The organism is Gordonia sp. HS-NH1 (genome assembly GCF_001418765.1).
Lineage (GTDB): Bacteria > Actinomycetota > Actinomycetes > Mycobacteriales > Mycobacteriaceae > Gordonia.
On record NZ_LIYC01000006.1, the window covers coordinates 13650 to 36411 of the forward strand.

The window sequence follows — 22762 nt, forward strand, 5'->3', positions numbered from 1 at the left end:
CACCCAGGCCGCTGGTCGCGACACTACCGAGTAAATGGACTGGTGTCCAGGGAGGCGGACGACGGTTCCGGTGTGTGGTGGGTTCTTGCCTCACGGCGGCTGCGAGAGCAGCAAATCCATTCCGCCACAGGACGGATCGCGCTCGGCTAGGCTGCCCGCAGACGCGGTGACCCGAGTCGCGGTCGCCGGGAGAGGGGAAGTGCGAGTGAACACCAGACTCGACGGAAAGGTCGCCCTCGTGACGGGCGCGGCGCGCGGCCAAGGCCGCAGCCACGCCGTGCGGATGGCCGAAGAGGGCGCCGACATCATCGCGATCGACATCTGCGATCAGATCACCACGGTCAACTACGCGATGAGCACTCCGGACGACCTGCAGCAGACCGCCGAGATGGTCGACGCCACGGACCGCAGGGTGATCGCCAAGATCGCCGATGTCCGCAGCCGCGATGCGCTGCAGGCCGCGATCGACGATGCCGTGGTGCAATTCGGCAGGCTCGACATCGTCGTCGCCAACGCCGGGATCAGCCCCCTCGGACCGGAGAGTCCCTCGGTCACATGGATGAACACCGTGTCGGTCAACCTCGGTGGCGTGATCAACACCCTCGAGCTGTCGTTGCCTCACCTCGAGGCCGGTGCGTCGATCGTCTGCATCGGGTCGATGGCCGCGTTCATGCCGTCGTTCGAGTCCGCGCAGGCCGGACCGGGCGCGGGCGGGTATGGCCACTCGAAACGGGCGGTGGCGCGACTCGTCAACGACCTCGCACGACATCTGGCGCCGAAAGGCATCCGCGTCAACGCGATCCATCCCGGCAACGTCGACACCGCGATGGTGCATCACGACGAGATCTACCGGTTGTTCCGTCCCGACCTGGAGAAGCCGGACTACGCGGACGTGAAGGATGTCTTCGCCTCGCTGCACGCGATGCCGGTGGAACTGCTCGCCCCCGAGGACGTCACCGAGGCGGTCCTCTACCTGGTGTCCGATGCTGCGCGGTATGTGACCGGGCAGCAGCTTCGGGTGGAGGCGGGCGCGTTGCTCAACTCGGTTCCGCCCGGCGTGCCCGACTGAGCGCGCCGATCGGGTCACCCCGCAACAGAACCCGGGTTCACGGGCAGTTGTCGCCTGGCGGGCCGGATCGAGCGATACGCACTCAGTACCGACAACAGTTCCGACGGTGCGGCGCCGTGCATGATGACCGAGTCGACACCGAGGTCGAACTGCCGAGCCACGGTGGCCGCACAGCGCGCGGCGGTCCCGACCGCGCTGTCGGCGACCCAGGACGCCGGAATGACCTCAGCGAGCTGTGCGAGTTCGTCAGCGGTTGCGGTGGCGTCGATCGGTCCGCGTGCGCCGGCGAAAGCCGGACTCTCCCTGACCCGGTCGAGATCGTCTCGGTGCCAACCATTGGCGCGCATGAGAACATCCGGATACCCCTGGAGATAGGTCGCGAGCCGGCCGTACAGGCGACGCAGCCGATCGTCCTCGGCGAATTGATCGGGCACGGTCGCCACCACAGACCAGATACGCACCGAAGCCGGGTCCCGGCCGGCCTCCTCGGCCGCCCCTCGCACCGTCTCGACCGCAGCGGTCGTGGCGGCGTCGGAGAAGAAGGTGTGCAGGACCACCCCGTCCGCGATTCGTCCGGCGAGACGCAAGGTGTTGGGCGACATGGTCACCAGCAGGATGGGGACCGGTGGGACGGCGACTCCGAGGTTGAGGTAGTCGTAGGTGCCGAGCGGTCCGTCGTGCCCGAGGACCATCTCGCCCCGCCAGAGGGTGCGCAACACCGAAGCCGCGTCGGTGAGTTGGGCACTCGTGACATCGGGGACGCCGAGAACCTGCCACTGCATGGCGAATCCGCGCCCGAGGCCGAGTGCGAACCGCCCACCTGTCATCGCCGACAACGTGGCGCCCATGGACGCGGTGATGATGGGATGACGGGTGTTGTGGTTGGTCGCGGCCGTGGCGACGCCCATGCGGCGGGTCGCCGCTGCCAGACCTCCCGCGAGCACGGCGGCATCCTTGACGTTGAAGCGCTCGGAGACGAAGGCGGCGCCGAAGCCCTCGTGGTCGGCCAGCCGCGCCTCGTCGGCGAGCTCGGCGGGATCGACCGGATGTCGGGACAGGGCGTAGTAACCGATCTCCGGAAGTGTCTGGTGTGCGGTCGAATCGGGAGACGACACCGCCGCGGGCGAGGTCATGCCTGTGCGGCCACCGCTTGCCGGTACACGCGGGTCCGGGCTTCGCGAACCCAGAGTCGGCCCGATCCGGGCGTGGCGCCCTCGGCCTTGAGGGTCCGTTTCAGGATCTTGTTCGTCGCGGTCGTCGGGAGATCGTCCTCGATCCGGACGTAGGTCGGCCACGCCTTCGGTGACAGGTCCGGTTGCGCGGCAAGCTGTTCGGCGAAGGACTCCGGTGTGAGTTCGACGCCGTCCTGCAGGACCACCGCGGCCATCACCGCGTCGCCGACGTGTTCGTCCGGAACGGCGTAGACCGCAACGCGGTTGATCTCCGGAACACGCAGCAGCACGCGTTCGATCGGACCGGCAGCGAGATTCTCGCCGTCGACGCGCATCCAGTCGCCGGTTCGGCCGGCCAGGTAGATCCAGTCGTCGGAGTCCTTGTAGGCCAGGTCGCCCGACCAGTACATCCCGTGGCGGAGTCGTTCGCTCGTGGCGTCGGCGTCGTTGTAGTAACCCATGAACATGCCGCCGCCCTCGATGTTCACCAGCTCGCCGATCGCGTCGTCGGCGTTGAGAAGTGCGCCATTGGAGTCGAATTCGGCCCGCGGGCACTCGGTCAGCGTCGACGAGTTGTATACGGCGACATTCGGGAAGCCCTTGCCGATCGAACCGTGCGGGGTGCCGGGCTCTCGGGTGATGATGATCGCCAGTTCTGTCGAGCCGAAACCGTCCCACACGGTGCAACCGAAACGGCGGGAGAAGTCGTCGATGTCGCGGTCGGTGGCCTCGTTGCCGAACGCCACCCGAAGTGGGTTGTCGGCGTCGTCGGGCTTCTCCTCGGTCGCCAGGATGTAGGCGAGCGGCTTGCCGACGTAGTTCATGTATGTCGCGTTGTAGCGGCGGATGTCGTCGAGGAAGGTCGAGGCGGAGAACTTGGCCGGTGCGATCGCGGCACCACCGCACAGCGCCACGCAGTAGCCACCCATGAGTGCGGCGCTGTGGAACAGGGGCATCGAGAGGTAGCACACGTCGCCGGGGCCGATGTCGTACTTGTCGGCGAGCACCGGGCCGGCGAAAGGCATCATCATGTGCGCGAACTGGACGGGCTTGGGATTGCCACTGGTGCCCGAGGTGAAGATGAGCATGAACGTGTCCATCGCCCCGGGTACCGAATGGGGCGTCAGTTCGCCTGCGCCGGAGATCATGTCGGCCCACTGCTCGGTGGAGGTGTCCAGTACCGTCATGCCGGGCAACTCCAGGCCGTCGAGGAGTGGTCGGTGTTCGGCGTCGGTGAGGAGGATCTGGCAGTCGGCGCGCAGGATGTCGGCGGCGAGGCCGTCACCGCGGCGGGTGTTGTTGATACCCGCCGTCACGTATCCGCCGAGTGCGCCGGCCGCCAGAGCGATCAGCATGTCCGGGGTGTTCCCGAGCAGTGCGCCCACGTGGAGTGGGCGCTGCGGGTCGGCGACCCCGAGGATCGCCGACGCCGCCCGCTCGGCATCGCGTATGTACTCGCGCCAGGTCCATTGCCGGCCCTCGAAGGTGATCGCGAGGTTGTCGTCGTCGGCGCGTGCCTGCAGGAGCTGGGTGACTGTCTCGGCCATGCGGCAAATCTAGAACGTGTTCACCCCACGTGTGTACAGATTTGCAGAATTGTCTACTCGGTCCTGGAGAGCCCGCTCAGCCCCGGGGAAGAACGTTGAAGAATCAGCGCGTGAACGATCCGCTGCCCGGCACGACCGTGAAGGTCTGATCGCCCTTTCCGAGGATCGTCGTCGTGAATTCGACTGACCCGGTCCCGGTGGCGACAGTGACACCGTCCGACGGACGCCCGTCCGTGCACGCCGCGAAGACTTCGTCGCCGGATGTCCCGGACGACGTGTTCTTCCAAGTGATCCCGACTCGTGCGTCCTTGAGGTTGGTGGCGCAGGCCTCGGTGGGAGTGGTGTCGAGTGAGATTCGCGTGACCCCGGGTTCGGTGGCCGAGGCGAGAATGCTCGCCACGAATCCGCCGGTGACGCCCTGGGAGCCGACGGTGACGCCGGCATTGGGGATCTGCTCCACGCTGAGCGGCCGCTCCGCGGGTTCCGCGACGGCGGTGCCCGCTCCGGCTCCGAACGCTCCCACTGCCACAATCGCCCCGATTGTTGCCACAGTCTTGCGTCGCATCTGTCTCTCCCGTCACTTTGGACACGTACGAACCCAGAGTACGGGAGTGAGATTGGACTCTCCAACGTGAGATCGGCTGCACTTCGCTGATACAAGGGATTTCATGAGCGAGCCGCACGATCCACTGTCCGCATTCCACCTCGGCGACATCACGGTGTCGGAGTCGGGGGTGCGGGCCTCGCAGCAGCTGTGCACGCGTTTCGTTGATCATCGCGGACTGATCGAGTTGCCGGCCCTCGCGGTGCTGTTCGACCACTGCGGCGGCATCCCGTTCCATGGCGTCCACGACGACCCCGCCGCAGCGACCCTGCAGGCGCGCCTGACGATGTCGACCCATGGGCGCGCGGAGATCGGGGACCTCCTCGCGGCGCGCGCCGAGTTGGTCATGCACGACGACGCGTGGGGCTCGACGTCGGTCGAGATCCGCACCGGAGCCGGGGATCTGTGCTGTGTGGGGACTGCGCGAAACGTCCGCGTCGGCCGTGCGCCGACCGGTGCCACGCCGTCGGCCGAGCTGGGCCTTCCGACACCACGGTGCGCCGACGCCGACCAGTCCGTCCTGCCCGAACCGATCCCGGCCATGCTGTCCGGGCGCGAAGTGGTCGATGAGATCGCGTCGAAGATGCGGGAGCCCGGCCCGCTCACCGACATGCTCAACGGCCGCGTCGAGGTCATCGACGGTACCTCCGACCGCGAGTCCGGTATCCGCTTCCGCAGTGCCACCGAACCCTGGATGGGCAACATGTTCGGCACCATGCACGGCGGTGTCATCGCCACGATCGTCGGTCAGGCCGCGTCGTTCGCCGGACATTTTCATGCCGGTGCCGGCCAGGAGTACTCGATCGGGGACATGGCGATCGGCTTCTACCGCTCACCTGCTGTCGACGGCAGTGAAGTGGTGGTCGAGGTGACGCCGATCAAGCTCGGCAGGCGCATCTCGTCCTTCGAGGCGACGATGACCTCCTACGACGACGTCCTGCTGAGCCGGGCCACGGTCGACATCCACTACCGCTGACCGCAGCTGGGTCTCGGGCTGGCCGAGCAGCGTCGACCGAGCGTAGCGAGGCCGCGTGGTGCTCCTGCTGGCCGAGCAGCGTCGACCGAGCGTAGCGAGGCCGCCGCGTCCGTCGAGGTCACTTTCTCGTGCTCGGGTCGCCAGGTGGCTTCGACTCGGCGCCTCGCTTCGCTCGGTGCCGGCTCAACCAGCGGTGGGAGCGTCGATCGACGAGCCTGGGGCTGTTTGCTCTACCGGCGGTGGGTCGCTGGCTCAACCAGCGGTGGGAGCGTCGATCGACGAGCGGTGGGGCTGCCGGCTCAACCAGCGGTGGTGACCAGCGGTGGGCTAAAGAAACAATCAAGCGCGCTTGATTCTTTTGGGGACCTGTGTGAGGGTGATCGCATGTCTGATGGACGCACCGCCGTGATCGGCGTCGTCGCCGATCTCGAGGCCGAATCCGCGCGGCTCGACACCGTGGTCGCCGGTCTCGACGACGCGGGCTGGGCCACGCCGACACCCGCACCGGGATGGACCGTCGCCCACCAGATCGCGCATCTGGCGTGGACCGATGAGGTCGCCGCTGTCGCGGCCACCGATCCCGATCGCTTCGCCGAACTTCTCGGCGAGGCGGCGGACAGCGTGGCGACCTTCGTCGACGACGCGGCCGAGGCCGGCGCGGCCGCACCGGTCGGGGAGATCCTCGCCGGGTGGCGAGCCGCGCGTGAGCGTCTCGCCGACGCCCTGCGTGAGGTTCCCGCCGGCGTCAAGCTCCCATGGTTCGGCCCGCCGATGTCCGCGGCGTCGATGGCCACCGCGCGACTCATGGAGACCTGGGCACACGGCCTCGACGTCGCCGATGCCCTCGGTGTTTCCCTGCCGCCCACCGACCGGATTCGCGGGGTCGCGCACATCGGTGTGCGTACCCGCGACTTCGCGTACGTGATCAACGGCCGGACCCCGCCCGCCGAGCCCTTCCACTACGCGCTCACCGCGCCGTCGGGTGAACTGTGGACCTGGGGGCCGGCGGACGCGTCGAACAGCGTGCGAGGACCGGCGCTCGACTTCTGCCTCCTGGTGACGCAGCGGCGCGCACTCGCCGACCTCGACCTCGAACTCACCGGCTCCGACGCGGTCGAATGGTCCGGCATCGCACAGTGTTTCGCGGGGCCGCCCGGACCGGGTCGCGAACCACGCGGGCGCTGAGACGCCCCGACCCCGCCGATGCCCGGCGGGCCGAGACCGATCGCCGTCGAATCACCGATCGCACGCAGTCCCGACAGGAGAACACGATGCCCATCGCCAACCCGATCTGGGAGACACCGGAACGTCTCGAATTGCGTTCCACTGTGCGGCGATTCGTCGACAAGCACATCCTCCCGCACCAGGACGACTGGGAGCGGGACGGAGCGATCCCGCGTGAACTGCACGTCGAGGCAGCCAAACTGGGCCTGTTCGGGCTCGGGGTTCCCGAGGAGGTGGGCGGCTCCGGCGGCGACCTGATCGACAGCACTATCCTCGGCGAGGAACTGCACTACGCCGGTGCGGCCGGCGGCGTCTTCGCGTCGTTGTTCACCCACGGCATCGCGCTGCCGCATCTGATCGCGGCCGGCGACCCCGACCAGATCGACCGCTGGGTGCGGCCGACGCTGGCGGGCGAGAAGATCGGGAGCCTGGCGATCACCGAGCCGGGCGGTGGCAGCGACGTCGGTCATCTGACGACCAAGGCCGAGCGCGACGGGGATGAGTACGTCGTCAACGGTTCGAAGACCTACATCACCTCCGCGGTCCGGGCCGACTTCGTCGTCGTCGCCGTCCGCACCGGAGGCCCCGGGGCAGGCGGTGTCTCGCTGCTGGTCGTCGAGAAGGGCACGCCCGGCTTCTCCGTCACCCGCAAGCTGGACAAGATGGGCTGGCGCAGTTCCGACACCGCCGAACTGTCCTTCGTCGACGCCCGGGTGCCGGTCGGCAATCTCGTCGGACCCGAGAACTCCGGATTCGCCCAGATCGCCACGGCTTTCGTCACCGAACGGTCCGGCCTCGCGGTCCAGGCCTACGCCAGCGCGCAACGGTGTCTCGACCTGACCCTGCAGTGGGCGCGTGATCGGGAGACCTTCGGCAAGCCGATCATCGCCCGGCAATCGGTGCAGGACACGCTGATCGAGATGGCCCGGCGCATCGACATCGCGCGGACCTACACGCGCGCTCTCGTGGAGCGCAAGGTCAGCTCCACCGATGACCTCATCGCCGAGGTGTGTTTCGCGAAGAACACCGCGGTCGAGGCGGGGGAGTGGGTGGCCAACAAGGCCGTTCAGCTGCACGGCGGCCTCGGTTACATGACCGGCACCGAGGTCGAACGGCAGTACCGCGACATGCGCATCATCGGAATCGGTGGCGGCACCACCGAGATCCTCAACGGACTGGCCGCCAAGCGGCTCGGCTACCAGGCCTGACCGGCCCGCCGGAACGCCCGCCCGCGGGACCGTTCCGCCGACGAACCACATCGACGACTGACAGGGAGTATCGAGATGACCGTGGACACCAATCCGTTCGTGGAGACCACCGAACGAGCCGAACTGCGCGCCGCGGTCGCCGGACTGGCGGCGAAGTACGGACAGGAGTACTTCCGCGAGTGCGCGCGAACCGGCCGTAAGACCGACGAGTTGTGGGCCGAAGCGGGCAAGCTCGGCTTCATCGGGGTCAATCTCCCCGAGGAGTACGGCGGGGGCGGTGCCGGGATGTACGAGCTCGCGATCGTGATGGAGGAGATCGCCGCGTCGGGTACCGGACTGCTCATGCTCGTCGTCTCACCGGCCATCTGCGGCAACGTGATCGCGCGGTTCGGCACCGACGAGCAGAAGCAACGCTGGCTGCCGGGTCTCGCCGACGGGTCGATCACGATGGCGTTCGGGATCACCGAACCCGATGCCGGCTCCAATTCCCACCAGATCACCACCACGGCCCGCCGGGACGGTTCGGACTGGCTGCTCACCGGCCAGAAGGTCTACATCTCCGGCGTCGACCAGGCTCAGGCGGTGCTGATCGTCGCACGCACCGAAGACGCCAAGACCGGCAACCTCAAGCCCGCGCTCTTCATCGTCCCCACCGACTCCGAGAATTTCTCGTACACCATGATCGACATGGAACTGCAGAACCCGGAGAAGCAGTTCCAGCTCTTTCTCGACGACGTGCGGCTGCCGGCCGACGCGCTCGTCGGCTCCGAGGACGCCGCACTCAGTCAGCTGTTCGCGGGACTCAATCCGGAACGGATCATGGCCGCGGCGTCGGCCGTCGGGATGGGCCGCTTCGCGCTCGACAAGGCGGTGTCGTACGTCAAGGAGCGCACGGTGTGGAAGACGCCGATCGGCGCGCACCAGGCGATCGCGCATCCGCTCGCGCAGGGCAAGGTGGAACTCGAGATGGCCAAGCTGATGATGCAGAAGGCCGCGACCCTCTACGACGCCGGCGACGACTGGGGCGCCGCCGAACCGGCCAACATGGCGAAGTACGCGGCCGCCGAGGCCTGCGTGAAGGTCGTCGACCAGGCCGTGCACTCCCTGGGTGGCAACGGACTGACCACCGAGTACGGACTGGCGCCGATGCTGAGTCTGGCCCGGATCGCCCGCATCGCACCGGTGAGCCGGGAGATGATCCTCAACTTCGTCGCGCAGACCAGCCTCGGGCTGCCGAAGTCCTACTGAGGCCCTGCGGTGACCGCATCCTCGGCGAATGTCCGCTCACCGCAACAGGAACGCTCGCGACTGACCCGCGAGCGCCTGTTGCGGTCGACGATCGACGCGCTGGCCGCGGACGGCTGGGCCGCTGCGACCGTGGCCGCGGTCGCCGAACGCGCCGGCGTGTCCCGCGGCGCGGCGCAACATCATTTCCCGACGCGCGAGACCCTCATCACCGCGGCGCTCGAGCAGGTCTTCGAGGACATGACGCGTGCGGCCGGCCAGGACCCCGGGGCATCGTCGGAGCCGGCTGACGAGGTGACCCCCGACCGGATCATCCGTGCCGTGCGGAGGGCCGTGGACGTCTACACCGGCACCGAATTCAAGGCCGCACTCCAGGTGTGGGCGGCCGCCGCGTCCGATCCCGCACTGAGGCGGCTCATCCTGCCGCTCGAGGCGAAGTTCGCGCGGGCGGCTCACCAACGCACCATGGCCGCGATGGGGGTGTCCCCGGACGACGAGACCGGTTACCGGCTCGTGCAGGCGACACTCGACATGGCGCGCGGACTGGGTCTGGCGGACACGCTGTCCGACGATTCGGCTCGACGCGCGCTGGTCGTCGATACATGGTCGGCGCAGCTCGTCGCCGCGTTCGGGACCGGGTCCGCGGACCGGCCGCGCTAGACCCGTTCGGAGGCGGGGTGTTCGGGGTCCGGGTGTTCGGGCTCTGGCGGGCCGGGTCGCCGGCCACGGGTGCCTGCCCAGTAGACACCGAACGACATGAACGCCATACCGACGAACACGACGACGAGTGAGATCGTCATCGACAGATAGCCGTGTTCGCGCGGATCGATGAACGGGTAGGGATACCAGTTCACGATCGGCCCGCGGATCAGCGTGTAGACGCCGTACACGAACGGGATCGCGAGCCAGGTCAGCCAGGAGCGCTCCGGTAGTCGGCGGGCGCGCACCACGATCCAGTCCAGGAGCATCACCAGCGGGATGACGCGGTGCAGCACGTCGTTCACCCAGGCATAGGTGACGTCGACGTCGATCCCCTGCAGCAGAAGTGCGTAGACGATCCCGGTGATGACCATGCATGTGGTTGCCGCTCCGCGAAGCCACTCCCACACCGGTGTCCCGGGCGCGAGGAGGCCCCCGGCGAGCAGGACGATCGCGGCGAAGATGTTGCTCAGCACCGTGAAATAGCTGAAGAAGTTGGCGAGGGTGAACCCGGCGTCGCCGTAGCGCAGCGCTGCCTGGTAGACGAGGGCGCTGATGCCGAGCGCGGCAAAGACGATGCGGAGCAGACGTATCCACCAGGTTGCGGTCACGTCAGCAATTCAAGCACCTCCGCCCAGGGTGTGACCCGGGTGAATCGCTCGCCGACATGGGTGGCCGGTTCGCCCGAGGGAGACGACACCTCGGGCGAACCGACCGGGTCTCACTCCGCGTGGATGATGACCCCGCGGATGTTCTTGCCGTCCCGCAGATCCTGGTACCCGTCGTTGACCTGGTCGAGGGTGTAGGTCTGCGTGATGAGTTCGTCGAGCTTGAGCTGCCCGGCGTCGTAGAGACGCAGTAGTTTGACGATGTCGTACTGCGGGTTCGCCGACCCGAACAAGCTGCCCTTGATCGTCTTCTGGTTCAGGGTCAGGTCGGTTCCGGAGACCTGCACGGTCAGCTTCGTCGGATCGGCGAGACCCGTGATCACGACCGTCCCGCCCTTGCCCACCACGGCGGTCGCGTTCGCCACCACCTCCGCGTCGACCGTTCCGACGAGGATCAGAGCCTGATCGGCGCCTTGTCCCCAGGTCAGCTCGTTGACCTTCTCCGCAGCCTCGGTAGCGTCGGCGAAAGCATGTGTCGCACCGAATTTCAGCGCCGTGTCCCGCTTGAGGGCGACCGGGTCGACGACCACGACGTACTTGGCTCCCGCCGAGACCGCACCCTGTACCGCGTTGATGCCCAGGCCGCCGATGCCGTAGATCACCACTGTGTCGCCGGCACGGACACCGCCCGCATACACCGACGTGCCCCAGCCGGAGGGCACACCGCAGCCGACGAGCACCGCCTTGTCGAGAGGCAGCCACTCGTCGACCTTGACCACCGAATGCTGCGAGATCGTCGCGCGTTCGGCGAAGGTGCCGAGCATGCACATGGCGCCGAAATCATCGCTGCCGGAATGGAACCGGAACGTGCCGTCGGGCATCGACCCCTCGAGGATGGTGGCGCCCATGTCGCAGAGGTTCTGCCGACCGGTGGAGCAGTAGCGGCAGGTGCCGCAGTTCGGGATGAAGCTGCAGACCACGTGGTCGCCGGGCTTCACCTTGGTGACCCCGGGGCCCACGGCTTCGATGATCCCCGAACCCTCGTGGCCGCCGACGATGGGGTAGCGGGGCGGGAGATCGCCGTCGGTGAGATGCAGGTCGGAGTGGCAGAGGCCGGCCGCGGTGTACTTGATCAGCACCTCGCCCTCGCGGGGCTCGTCGAGGTCGAGTTCGACGATCTCGAAGGGCTTTCCGGGTGCGGTGAGGACGGCGGCCTTGGTGGTGAGAGACATGAGGTTGTGCTCCTTGGGTATACGGGAAGGGGGCGTGCGGCCGGGCGGAGATGCGCTGTGGGTCAGAGCGAGATGTTGACGGCCTTGGTCTGGGTGTAGAGCTCGATGGCCGACGATCCGAGTTCGCGTCCCCAGCCCGACTGCTTGTAGCCACCGAACGGCATGGCCGTGTCGAAGCCGTTGTACTGGTTCACCCACACCGATCCGGCCTTGATCTGGCGGGCAGTCCGGTGCGCCTTGGACAGGTCGGTGGTCCAGATGCCCGCGGCGAGTCCGTAGATCGAATCGTTGGCCGCGGCCGCGACGCCGGTGTCGGCATCGAAGGGCATCGCGGCGACGACGGGACCGAAGATCTCCTCCTGCACGATCGAGAAGCTCGGCTCGACGTCGACGAACACGGTCGGTTCGATGAAGAAACCCTCATCGCCCCAACGTTTCCCACCGGTCAGTGCCCGTGCGCCGTCGGCGAGGCCCGCCGCGAGATACCCCGAGACGCGATCGAACTGTTCCTGGCTGACCAGCGGTCCGAGTTCGGTCGTCGGATCGAGGCCGGGTCCGATCTTGGCCTGGGATGCGGCCTCCGCGACAGCCGCGGTGAAGTCGTCGAAGATGGGGCGTTCGACGAAAAGCCTTGTCCCGGCGACACAGCACTGGCCGTGGTTGAACATCCAGGCCGCCACCGATCCGGCCACCGCCTTCTCGAAGTCCGCGTCGGCGAACACGATGTTGGGGCTCTTGCCACCCAGCTCCAGCGACACCTTCTTGAGGTTGCCCTTCGCGGCGTCGACGATCTTCTTGCCGACCTCGGTCGAACCGGTGAACGCGATCTTGTCGACGTCGTCGTGCGCGGCGAGCGCCGCTCCGGCCTCGCCGTACCCGGTGACGATGTTGACCACACCCGGCGGGAAGCCGGCCTCGGTGAACACCTCGCCGAGGAGCAGGGCCGTCAGCGGGGTCTGCTCGGCAGGCTTGAGGATCACGGTGTTGCCGGCCGCCAGTGCGGGCGCCAGCTTGAACGCGGCCATCAGCAGCGGGAAGTTCCACGGCACGATCAGGCCGCACACCCCGACCGGTTCGCGCAGCGTGTACGCGTGGAACTCGCCGCCGGGCACGAACGGCATCGAGACGTCGACCGTCGACCCGGTGATCTTGGTGGCCAGCCCCGCGTTGTAGCGGAAGATGTCGGCGGACCAGTTGGTGTCGACCGCGGCGGCGATGGTGGCCGCCTTGCCGTTGTCGAGCGCCTCGAGCTGACCGAACTCCTCGGCGCGTTCGGTGAGGATGTCGCCGACCCGCCAGAGCAGGCGTTCACGCTCGTTCGGCTTCATCCGGGTCCACGGGCCGTCGTCGAAAGCACGGCGTGCGGCGCGGACCGCCAGGTCGATGTCTGCCGCGTCGCCGTGCGCGACCGAGGTGATCGGGCGTGCGGTGGCGGGGTCGATGGTCTCGAAGGTGCGGCCCGAGGCCGACCACACCCATTCGCCGTCGATCAGCATGGGACGGTCGGCGGAGATGAAATCGCGGACACGCTGATGCAGGGCGGTGTGGTGGGCGGTGTCGGGTGCGACGGCGGTCATGTGGCCTCCTGGTCGGAACGGTGTCGACAGGGATGTGTCCTGGAGTGATCTGGGTCATATGCGACCTGACTCATTTCTCTCACCGTTCCGGGCCGCCGCCGTGTCCAGAAACTGAACACCTGGGCTGTACAGGGGCCGCGGCGGCCGGGCGCGCCCGCATGGCTACGGTGAGACGCCGACGAGTCAGTCAGATTCAGAGTTGGGGATCCCCGGAGGAGCAGAGTGAACGTGCGCCCAGCGGGCAGGGCCGGCGCCGCCCTGCGCGGCCTCGGCCCGGTGGCCGGGGGTCTCTCGGTCCGTGAGGCGGTCCGGGCCGGGACGGGTGCCGGAGTCGCGCTCGGACTCGTCGGCCTGGTGCTCGCGGCGTCGGGGGTCGACCTGCGACTCGGGCTCTTCCTGATAGCGCCGTTCGGGGCGACCGCCGTGCTCGTCTTCGCCGCGCCGAACAGTCCGCTGGCACAACCGTGGCCCGCGACCGTCGGCAACGTGGTGTCGGCCGTCGTGGGGGTGGCGACGACCCTCACCATCCCGCTGCCGGCCCTCCGGGTGGCGCTGGCGGTGGGCCTGTCCGTGGGCCTGATGATCGGGTGCCACGCGGTGCATCCGCCCGCCGGCGCGGTGGCGATGACGGCCGCGCTCAGTCCGGAGACGATCCACTCGCTGGGATTCCGGTTCGTCCTCGCGCCGGTCCTCGCGGGCACACTCCTACTGGTCGTCCTCGCCGCCGGATACGCACGGCTGACCGGGCGGCGTTATCCGTATCGCCGGTTCGACGACGCGTCTCCGCCGGCGGCGCGGCTCGGTCTCGACGAAGACGAACTGACCGGTCTCCTCGATCGCTACGAGCAGTCGCTCAACCTCGGCGTCGCCGATCTCGCCCGCCTGATCGGGGCAGCAGAGCTCCAGGCCGCCGGGCATCGGGCGGGTCCGCTCGCCGCCTCGGATGTGATGTCCCGCGACCTGGTGACGGTGGGCTCCGAGACGCCGCTGCGGGACGTCGCGACCCTCTTCGACGAGTACGGCTTCACCTCGCTTCCGGTGATCTCGGACGAGGGCACGTTCGCCGGGGTTGTCTTCCAGATCCATCTCGTGCGCCGGTTGATGCGTCCCGACGAGGTCGAGTTACGCGCCGCGGACGTGATGTCGCCGGAACCGGCCGTCGCGACCCCGGGCACGCCGGTCGGCGCCCTGCTGCCGCTGCTCGCCGAGAGCGGATGCGACGCGGTTCCGGTGCTGCAGGGCCGGACCCTGGTCGGCATCGTCACCAGGACCGACCTCATCGCGGCGCTCGCTCGGCGGACGCTGCGGGACCCGCTGCCGCCCAGCTCGGTGCCGGAGTAGCCGGCCGGTTCAGATGTCCAGCGCGCGCATCCGCGAGTACAGCGTCGTGCGGCTGATGCCGAGGTCCTTCGCGGCGTGCACCTTGTTGCCGCGGGCCCGGTCGAGTGCCTCGACGATGGCCGTGCGCTCGGCCTGCTCCCGGCCGGACAGGTGCGCGGCCCGGCTGGTCGTCCGATACGCGGGTGGCAGGTCGCTCGACTCGACGACACGCGCCGCGCGGGCCCGGCACGCCGCCGCGGCCTGCCGGAGTACGGAGTTGAGCTCGGTGAGGTTGCCGGGCCAGTCATCGCACAGCAGCGCGTCCGTCGCCGATCCGGACAGCGAGAGCTCCGGGTCGATACCGGTCAGCGCGCTGCTCGCGATCGCCGCCAGCTCCGAGGTCCGATGACGCAGCGGCGCGAGGTCGACCCGCGTCGCACACCGCGCCAGCAGGGCGGCCACACCCGGGCTCGCCTGGTCTCGAGGCCCGCCGACGACGATCAGCGGCGACTCCCGCGAACTCGACACCGCCACGCGGCCGAGCAGCGCGACCGACTGTGCGTCGAGCAGGTCGACGCCGTCGATGACCAGCGGAGTGTTCATCGATCGAGCACGTCCGACATACGCGGGGATGTCGGGGCGCCGTCCGCTGATGAGTTCGTCGGCCACATCGACCATCACCGCCGACCGATCGGCCTCCGCGGCGAGCGCGGCCGCGTGGGTGCTGCGTCCGGTGCCCGGTTCACCGGTGATCGCGACGCTCGTGCGGGACGGGGCGGTCGGCGGTGCGGACCGCGTCGTGGGCGGCTCGCTGACCGGCCGGAACCGGAACAGCGCTGCGCCGCAGGCGCCCGGCACGGGTTCGACCGCGATCTCCACCTCGGCGCCGGACACGAGCGTCAGCGGTAGCACCGTCGCCCGCAGTGCGGGATCGGTCGCGACGATCCGCAGGGCGCCGATGTCGGTGGGTGAGAGCAGTTCGGCGGCAAGGGCATTCGTGAGCTGGAGGTCGTCGCCGATGGCGGCGACGGCCAGGTCGCGCCGTGGCGCGGCACGCTGGAACGCGTCGAGGACGCACCGCTGGTGGGCGCGCGAGCGGTCGAGCAGACGGTCGGCGATGTCGGCGACGATCCCGTTCACCACGGGGATCGCCAGCGGGTTGATGCGGTCGGCGATCTCGGACATGCAGATGATCCCGGCGAGCCTGCGGGTGGCCGGATGGATGATCGGCTGCCCGAAACAACTGATCGACTTGAACTGCTCGAGGTAGTGCTCGGCTCCGTTGACGACGATCCCGCCCCGGGTCTCCGCCGGGGTGCCGAGGGCCGTGGTCCCGACGACGTCCTCGCCGAACGGCACACCCGGCGACGCGCCGATCGCGTCGAGTCTGCGCTCCACCATCGTGCCGAACGCCACCCGTGTCACCATCCGGCACTCGTGGTCCACGAGCAGCAGCGAGACGTCGGTGTCGGCGAGTCGGGCGGCGGCATCGTCGAGGACCGGGCGCGCGGCGTCGAGCAGCGGATCGGCGGCGGCGATGTCCTGGACCTGCGTCGGGGTCCGGTCCCCGGGTCGGACCCCGGACAGCGCCGAGCGGCGCCACGAGTGCTCGATGACGGCTCGTCGAGGCGCGGAATCGGAGGTGCGGTGCAGCGTGTCGATGCCACCAACGTGACATACATCACCGTGGAAGGAAAGGTCGGGTCCCTGCTCCGCGGTCTCGGGGGCCTGGTCCGGGCGTACTACCGTGGTCGCATGCGCGTGGCGACCTGGAATGTGAACTCGGTGAAGCAGCGCATCCCGCGCCTGCTGCCGTGGCTGGACGAACGTCGACCCGACGTGGTGTGCCTGCAGGAGACCAAACTCTCCGACGCGGCCTTCCACGAGTCGCTGGGCACCGAGCTCGCCGAACGCGGATACGAGATCGCGCACGCCGGACAGGGGCAGTGGAACGGGGTGGCGCTGCTGTCGCGGGTCGGACTCGACGACGTCCGCATCGGGTTCGACGGCATGCCCGGATACCCCGACCCGTCGACCCTCGAGGCGCGGGCGGTGTCGGCGGTGTGCGGGGGACTGCGCATCCACTCGCTGTACGTACCCAACGGCCGCTCGCCGGACTCGGACCATTACGGCTACAAACTCGAATGGCTGGCGGCGCTTGCCCGCGCGGTCGACGACCCCGCCACGACGCTCCTGTGCGGCGACATGAACATCGCGCCCGCCGACCCCGACGTGTTCGATCCCGACGCGTACGTGGGACACACCCATGTGACGCCGCCCGAACGCGCCGCGCTGGCGACCTTCGCATCGATGGGCCTGCGCGACGTGGTCCGGGACCGGTGGCCCGACGACCGCGTGTTCAGCTACTGGGATTACCGCGCCGGGATGTTCCACAAGGACCTCGGGATGCGCATCGACCTGATCCTGGCCGGCGAATCGGCCGCCGATCGGGCGGCGGCCGCCTGGATCGACCGGAAAGCGCGCAAGGGCAGCAAGCCCAGCGACCACGCGCCCGTCATCGTCGACCTCGACGAGGCCCCCGACGGAGACATCGGCCCGGTGGTCCCGCCGCCGTCGAACCCGGCGAAACCCGGTGCGGCGAAGGTGAAACTGCCGCAGACGCCGGAGTGACCCGCTCGACGGCCGACCCTCGCCTCCGTCGTCTGGTCGTCGCGGTCGCGAGGACTTACGGACGATTGCTCGGCGCGGTGCTGTCCGTCGCGAAACGATGCGGTGCCGGACGACTCGGCGGGGGTCCGGCGGCCACGGCCGGTGTCCTCGTCTCGGTTCACCTGCTGGCGGTGACCATGTGGTTCGGCCCGCTCGGGATCGGCGCGGCGCTCGGCGCGGGCCTGGTGTCGGCGGCCGTCGTCCGACGCCGCGTGCGGTACCGCGGGCTGACCGAGGTCGAACGCCGCACCGCCGAGGAGGTGTTCGGGACAGCGAGCTGGCTCGACGACGTGGTCCTCACCGATCTGGCCGGTCGCGGTCGGCGCGCGTTCACCCTGCCCGCGGTCGACGGACGCATCCTGTGCAACCTCGGAACGGCGTTCGACGCGCCCCTGGGCACCGGCACCGGGGCATATCCGGCGCCGGCGCAGCTGCTGATCCACGAGCTGGTCCACGCCTGGCAGATCACGGCCGCGACCTCGCCCGGGGAGTTCCTCGCCGACGCGCTGGCCGACCAGGCCCGGTACGAACTGGGCGAGGACGTCTACGGCATGCACGACGCCGACGCCACCCACCGCGCGCTGCGCCGGGGCGACGTGGAACGGCAGGCGACCGTCGTCGACCGGTGGTTCGCCGGCCAGTCCTCTCCCACGCGGCGTCCGCGCGATCCGAACAGCCCGTACCTGCACGAGATCGAGCAGCTCAGGAGTCCCCGCCGACGCCGATGACCGTGCCACCCGCCCGGCCGTTCTCCGCCCTCGACGCCTGCGGTTTCGAGGTGTATGAAGTGAGAGGGGTGCGCCGTGCACGAGCGTCACCCGGAGCCGATCGCACACAACCCGTTCACCTGCTGGTTGCGCGCAGGATCCGTTTTTTGACCTGTGTAAACCCGATCGGTAGAGTGGATCGTCGGTGCCCGGCCCATGCTGGGCCAGTCCGCATGCCTGCCCAACGGCTCTCGAGCCGCCGAGTTTCTCGGGGTACGGCCGGCAGAGGGACTGACAGGCGAATCCGCTGTCGAGTGTATGACACGCCCGACCTCGGGGTAGCGAAAATGTACTGACCAGCACATACGTGCTGGTGGGGCGAGTTGTGGAAGCCACGAAAACGGGCTGCGAGCCGGTTTTCGTGCTTGCCCGGAGCACCAACCACAACCGATGACAAAGAGGAACGAACACCTAGTGCCAACCATCAATCAGCTGGTCCGCAAGGGCCGTCATGACAAGGCCGCCAAGACCAAGACCGCGGCCCTCAAGGGAAGCCCGCAGCGTCGTGGCGTGTGCACCCGCGTCTACACCACCACCCCCAAGAAGCCGAACTCGGCGCTGCGCAAGGTCGCCCGTGTGCGCCTGACCAGCTCGGTCGAGGTCACCGCGTACATCCCCGGCGAAGGCCACAACCTGCAGGAGCACTCGATGGTGCTCGTCCGCGGCGGTCGTGTGAAGGACCTCCCGGGTGTGCGCTACAAGATCATCCGCGGCTCGCTCGACACCCAGGGTGTCAAGGACCGCAAGCAGGCTCGCAGCCGCTACGGCGCAAAGAAGGGGAACTGATAAGTCATGCCACGTAAAGGACCCGCGCCGAAGCGCCCCCTCATCAACGACCCCGTCTACGGTTCGCCGCTGGTGACCCAGCTGGTCAACAAGATCCTGCTGGACGGCAAGAAGTCGACCGCCGAGCGCATCGTCTACGGCGCACTCGAGCAGGCTCGCGACAAGACCGGCACCGATCCGGTCGTCACCCTCAAGCGCGCCCTCGACAACGTGAAGCCCACCCTCGAGGTGAAGAGCCGCCGCGTCGGTGGTGCCACCTACCAGGTGCCGATCGAGGTCAAGCCGAACCGTGCCAACACCCTCGCGCTCCGCTGGCTCGTCAGCTTCAGCCGTCAGCGTCGTGAGAAGACCATGGTCGAGCGTCTCGCCAACGAGCTGCTGGACGCGTCCAACGGTCTCGGTGCTTCGGTGAAGCGCCGCGAGGACACCCACAAGATGGCCGAGGCCAACCGGGCGTTCGCGCACTACCGCTGGTGACACCCGCCGTCCGCGGCGTCGGAGAACACCGACGCCGCGGACGGTCCCACCCCCAGACCCAACAGCTCTAGCGAAAATGCGAGGCGATTAAGTGGCACAGGAAGTGCTCAGCGACCTGAACAAGGTGCGCAACATCGGCATCATGGCCCACATCGATGCCGGCAAGACCACCGCCACCGAGCGAATCCTCTTCTACACCGGTGTGAACTACAAGATCGGTGAAACCCACGACGGTGCCTCGACCACCGACTGGATGGAGCAGGAGAAGGAGCGGGGGATCACCATCACCTCCGCGGCGGTGACGTGTTTCTGGAACAAGAACCAGATCAACATCATCGACACCCCCGGCCACGTCGACTTCACCGTCGAGGTGGAGCGCAGCCTCCGCGTGCTCGACGGCGCGGTCGCCGTGTTCGACGGCAAGGAAGGCGTCGAACCGCAGTCCGAGCAGGTCTGGCGTCAGGCGGAGAAGTACGACGTCCCGCGCATCTGCTTCGTCAACAAGATGGACAAGCTCGGTGCGGACTTCTTCTTCACCGTGCGCACCATCGAGGAGCGCCTCGGCGCCAAGCCGCTGGTCCTCCAGCTGCCGATCGGTGCCGAGGACAACTTCGACGGTGTCGTCGACCTCATCGAGCAGAAGGCCATCACCTGGCGCGGAACCGTCGAGATCGGCGCCGAGCCGACCATCGAGGAGATCCCCGCGGACCTGGCCGACCAGGCTGCGGAGTACCGCGAGAAGCTCCTCGAGACGGTCGCCGAGACCGACGAGGCGCTGCTCGAGAAGTACTTCGGCGGCGAAGAGCTGACCGTCGCGGAGATCAAGGCCGCGATCCGCAAGCTCACGATCGCCCGCGAGTACTACCCGGTGATCTGTGGTTCGGCGTTCAAGAACAAGGGCGTCCAGCCCATGCTCGACGCGATCATCGACTACCTGCCGTCCCCGCTGGACGTGCCGTCGGTCGAGGGTCACGCCGTGGGCGACGAGGAGGAGATCCTCTCGCGCAAGCCGTCCGCGGACGAGCCGTTCTCGGCTCTCGCGTTCAAGATCGCGGCTCACCCGTTCTTCGGCAAGCTCACCTTCGTGCGTGTCTACTCGGGCCACATCACGGCGGGCACCCAGGTGCTCAACGCGACCAAGGGCAAGAAAGAGCGCATCGGCAAGCTCTTCCAGATGCACGCCAACAAGGAGATGCCGGTCGAGGACGCCACCGCGGGTCACATCTACGCGATGATCGGACTCAAGGACACCACCACCGGTGACACCCTGTGCGATTCGGCCGCGCCGATCGTGCTCGAGTCCATGAGCTTCCCGGACCCGGTCATCAACGTCTCGATCGAGCCGAAGACCAAGTCCGACCAGGAGAAGCTGGGCACCGCGATCCAGAAGCTCGCCGAAGAGGACCCCACCTTCTCGGTGAAGCTCGACGAGGAGACCGGCCAGACCGTCATCGGCGGTATGGGCGAGCTCCACCTCGACATCCTGGTCGACCGCATGAAGCGCGAGTTCAAGGTCGAGGCCAACGTCGGCAAGCCGCAGGTCGCCTACCGCGAGACCATCCGCAAGACGGTCGAGAAGCACGAGTTCACCCACAAGAAGCAGACCGGTGGGTCGGGCCAGTTCGCGAAGGTCATCATCAAGCTCGAGCCCCTCGTGGACGCCGAGGACGGTGCGACCTACGAGTTCGCCAACGCCGTCACCGGTGGTCGCGTCCCGCGCGAGTACATCCCGTCGGTGGACGCCGGCGCCCAGGACGCCATGCAGTACGGTGTCCTCGCCGGTTACCCGCTGGTCAACCTGAAGGTCACCCTGCTCGACGGTCAGTACCACGACGTCGACTCCTCGGAGATGGCGTTCAAGATCGCCGGCTCGCAGGCCCTGAAGGAAGCTGCGCGGATGGCCAGTCCGGTCATCCTCGAGCCCATCATGGCCGTCGAGGTCACGACACCCGAGGACTACATGGGTGACGTGATCGGCGACCTGAACTCCCGCCGTGGCCAGATCCAGGCCATGGAGGAGCGCAGTGGTGCGCGTGTCGTCAAGGCACAGGTGCCGCTGTCGGAGATGTTCGGCTACATCGGAGACCTCCGGTCGAAGACCCAGGGCCGGGCAAACTACTCCATGGTGTTCGATTCGTACGCGGAGGTTCCCGCGAACGTGTCGAAGGAAATCATCGCGAAGGCCACCGGCGAGTAAATCCGGTCCTAGCGACATGCGCCGACCCGTTCTGCGCACCAACGTAAGAAGAAAACCCCTGCTGGGATCCGCCCAGTAGAGCAACAACAGTCCAGGAGGACAATCAAGTGGCGAAGGCGAAGTTCGAGCGGACCAAGCCGCACGTGAACATCGGCACCATCGGTCACGTCGACCACGGCAAGACCACGCTGACCGCGGCCATCACCAAGGTGCTGCACGACAAGTACCCGGACCTCAACAAGAGCTTCGCGTTCGATCAGATCGACAAGGCTCCCGAGGAAAAAGCTCGCGGTATCACGATCAACATCTCGCACGTCGAGTACGAGACCGAGAAGCGTCACTACGCCCACGTCGACGCCCCCGGTCACGCCGACTACATCAAGAACATGATCACCGGTGCTGCCCAGATGGACGGCGCGATCCTCGTGGTCGCCGCCACCGACGGCCCGATGCCGCAGACCCGCGAGCACGTGCTGCTGGCCCGCCAGGTCGGTGTGCCCTACATCCTGGTCGCCCTGAACAAGGCCGACATGGTCGACGACGAGGAGATCATCGAGCTCGTCGAGATGGAGGTCCGCGAACTGCTGGCCGCCCAGGAGTTCGACGAGGAAGCCCCGGTCGTCAAGGTCTCGGCTCTCAAGGCCCTCGAGGGTGACCCCGAGTGGACCAAGTCGGTCGAAGAACTCATGGCTGCCGTCGACGAGTCGATCCCGGACCCGGTCCGCGAGACCGAGAAGCCGTTCCTCATGCCCGTCGAGGACGTCTTCACCATCACCGGCCGTGGCACCGTTGTCACCGGTCGTGTGGAGCGCGGCGAGGTCAACGTGAACGAGGAAGTCGAGATCGTCGGCATCCGCGAGAAGAGCACCAAGACCACCGTCACCGGTATCGAGATGTTCCACAAGCTCCTCGATTCGGCACAGGCAGGCGACAACGCCGGTCTGCTGCTCCGCGGCCTCAAGCGTGAGGACGTCGAGCGCGGTCAGGTCATCGTGAAGCCGGGCACCACGACCCCGCACACCGAGTTCGAGGGCCAGGCTTACATCCTGTCCAAGGACGAGGGCGGCCGTCACACCCCGTTCTTCAACAACTACCGTCCGCAGTTCTACTTCCGCACCACGGACGTGACCGGCGTCGTGACCCTCCCCGAGGGCACCGAGATGGTCATGCCGGGCGACAACACCGAGATGAGCGTCAAGCTCATCCAGCCGGTCGCCATGGACGAGGGCCTGCGTTTCGCCATCCGCGAGGGTGGCCGCACCGTCGGTGCGGGTCGAGTCACCAAGATCACCAAGTGATCTTGTCCTGACGCACTGACTCTCTGAGTCGACAAAAGGCGCCCGGTCACGACAGTGGCCGGGCGCCTTTGTCGTCGGCCCATTCC

General features: G+C 67.9%; 20 protein-coding genes. 13 read left to right on the top strand and 7 right to left on the bottom strand.

All coding sequences use genetic code 11. The features are described 5' to 3' along the window. The first annotated feature begins 205 nt into the window (after positions 1-205). A complete protein-coding gene (locus AMD30_RS06645; protein WP_055475130.1) occupies positions 206-1069 on the top strand; it encodes a mycofactocin-coupled SDR family oxidoreductase in 864 nt (287 codons plus the stop codon). A gap of 14 nt (positions 1070-1083) precedes the next feature. Here AMD30_RS06645 and AMD30_RS06650 read toward each other — a convergent pair whose 3' ends face one another. The 3 genes from AMD30_RS06650 to AMD30_RS06660 form a co-directional block, all read right to left on the bottom strand. After that, the gene (locus AMD30_RS06650; protein WP_055475131.1) at positions 1084-2202 is read right to left on the bottom strand and encodes a TIGR03857 family LLM class F420-dependent oxidoreductase; all 1119 of its coding nucleotides are present in this window, start codon (positions 2200-2202) and stop codon (positions 1084-1086) included. Further along, positions 2199-3788 (bottom strand): fatty-acid--CoA ligase FadD1, encoded by a 1590-nt coding sequence (gene fadD1, locus AMD30_RS06655; RefSeq protein WP_010840521.1) that lies wholly within the window; start codon positions 3786-3788, stop codon positions 2199-2201. Before fadD1 ends, AMD30_RS06650 begins: the two co-directional genes overlap by 4 nt. A gap of 103 nt (positions 3789-3891) precedes the next feature. Then, the gene (locus AMD30_RS06660) at positions 3892-4353 is read right to left on the bottom strand and encodes a hypothetical protein (RefSeq protein ID WP_055475132.1); all 462 of its coding nucleotides are present in this window, start codon (positions 4351-4353) and stop codon (positions 3892-3894) included. 103 nt (positions 4354-4456) lie between these two features. Between AMD30_RS06660 and AMD30_RS06665 the strand changes: the two genes are divergently transcribed. The 5 genes from AMD30_RS06665 (at position 4457) to AMD30_RS06685 (ending at position 9705) form a co-directional block, all read left to right on the top strand. Continuing rightward, positions 4457-5368, top strand: a complete 912-nt coding sequence (locus AMD30_RS06665) for a PaaI family thioesterase (protein WP_055475133.1) — start codon at positions 4457-4459, stop codon at positions 5366-5368. 384 nt (positions 5369-5752) lie between these two features. Continuing rightward, complete coding sequence (locus tag AMD30_RS06670; RefSeq protein WP_055475134.1) at positions 5753-6553, top strand: TIGR03084 family metal-binding protein; 801 nt, start codon at positions 5753-5755, stop codon at positions 6551-6553. 86 nt (positions 6554-6639) lie between these two features. Beyond that, entirely contained in the window at positions 6640-7800 is a 1161-nt protein-coding gene (locus AMD30_RS06675; protein WP_014927896.1) for an acyl-CoA dehydrogenase family protein, read from the top strand. 75 nt (positions 7801-7875) lie between these two features. Beyond that, positions 7876-9048: an acyl-CoA dehydrogenase family protein gene (locus tag AMD30_RS06680; RefSeq protein WP_010840516.1), complete on the top strand. Its 1173-nt coding sequence runs from the start codon at positions 7876-7878 to the stop codon at positions 9046-9048. 9 nt (positions 9049-9057) lie between these two features. Next, on the top strand, positions 9058-9705 hold the full coding sequence (locus AMD30_RS06685; RefSeq protein ID WP_055475135.1) for a TetR/AcrR family transcriptional regulator: 648 nt from the start codon (positions 9058-9060) through the stop codon (positions 9703-9705). Here AMD30_RS06685 and AMD30_RS06690 read toward each other — a convergent pair. The 3 genes from AMD30_RS06690 to AMD30_RS06700 all read right to left on the bottom strand — a co-directional run bounded on the left by AMD30_RS06690 (position 9702) and on the right by AMD30_RS06700 (position 13161). After that, positions 9702-10355: a Pr6Pr family membrane protein gene (locus tag AMD30_RS06690; protein WP_055475136.1), complete on the bottom strand. Its 654-nt coding sequence runs from the start codon at positions 10353-10355 to the stop codon at positions 9702-9704. The genes AMD30_RS06685 and AMD30_RS06690 overlap by 4 nt on opposite strands. Positions 10356-10465: 110 nt before the next feature. After that, complete coding sequence (locus AMD30_RS06695; RefSeq protein WP_010840513.1) at positions 10466-11584, bottom strand: NDMA-dependent alcohol dehydrogenase; 1119 nt, start codon at positions 11582-11584, stop codon at positions 10466-10468. A 62-nt stretch (positions 11585-11646) separates the two neighbouring features. Beyond that, on the bottom strand, positions 11647-13161 hold the full coding sequence (locus AMD30_RS06700) for an aldehyde dehydrogenase family protein (RefSeq protein WP_010840512.1): 1515 nt from the start codon (positions 13159-13161) through the stop codon (positions 11647-11649). 222 nt (positions 13162-13383) lie between these two features. Here AMD30_RS06700 and AMD30_RS06705 point away from each other — a divergent pair, with 222 nt between their 5' ends. Next, positions 13384-14502 carry an HPP family protein gene (locus AMD30_RS06705; RefSeq protein ID WP_010840511.1) on the top strand — a complete coding sequence of 373 codons (1119 nt, stop codon included), beginning with the start codon at positions 13384-13386 and terminating at the stop codon, positions 14500-14502. 9 nt (positions 14503-14511) lie between these two features. Here AMD30_RS06705 and AMD30_RS06710 read toward each other — a convergent pair whose 3' ends face one another. Continuing rightward, entirely contained in the window at positions 14512-15909 is a 1398-nt protein-coding gene (locus AMD30_RS06710) for a helix-turn-helix domain-containing protein (RefSeq protein ID WP_231632655.1), read from the bottom strand. 327 nt (positions 15910-16236) lie between these two features. Here AMD30_RS06710 and AMD30_RS06715 point away from each other — a divergent pair, with 327 nt between their 5' ends. The 6 genes from AMD30_RS06715 (at position 16237) to tuf (ending at position 22676) form a co-directional block, all read left to right on the top strand. Then, complete coding sequence (locus AMD30_RS06715; protein ID WP_055475159.1) at positions 16237-17112, top strand: exodeoxyribonuclease III; 876 nt, start codon at positions 16237-16239, stop codon at positions 17110-17112. Continuing rightward, complete coding sequence (locus AMD30_RS06720; RefSeq protein WP_055475137.1) at positions 17109-17879, top strand: hypothetical protein; 771 nt, start codon at positions 17109-17111, stop codon at positions 17877-17879. The genes AMD30_RS06715 and AMD30_RS06720 overlap by 4 nt, the downstream gene beginning before the upstream one ends. Before the next feature lie 453 nt (positions 17880-18332). Next, positions 18333-18704: a 30S ribosomal protein S12 gene (gene rpsL, locus AMD30_RS06725; RefSeq protein WP_004020596.1), complete on the top strand. Its 372-nt coding sequence runs from the start codon at positions 18333-18335 to the stop codon at positions 18702-18704. 6 nt (positions 18705-18710) lie between these two features. Beyond that, the gene (rpsG, locus tag AMD30_RS06730; RefSeq protein WP_004020595.1) at positions 18711-19181 is read left to right on the top strand and encodes a 30S ribosomal protein S7; all 471 of its coding nucleotides are present in this window, start codon (positions 18711-18713) and stop codon (positions 19179-19181) included. Positions 19182-19272: 91 nt separating this feature from the next. Next, entirely contained in the window at positions 19273-21378 is a 2106-nt protein-coding gene (gene fusA, locus AMD30_RS06735; protein ID WP_010840507.1) for an elongation factor G, read from the top strand. A 107-nt stretch (positions 21379-21485) separates the two neighbouring features. Further along, a complete protein-coding gene (tuf, locus tag AMD30_RS06740) occupies positions 21486-22676 on the top strand; it encodes an elongation factor Tu (RefSeq protein ID WP_010840506.1) in 1191 nt (396 codons plus the stop codon). Positions 22677-22762 lie beyond the last annotated feature (86 nt).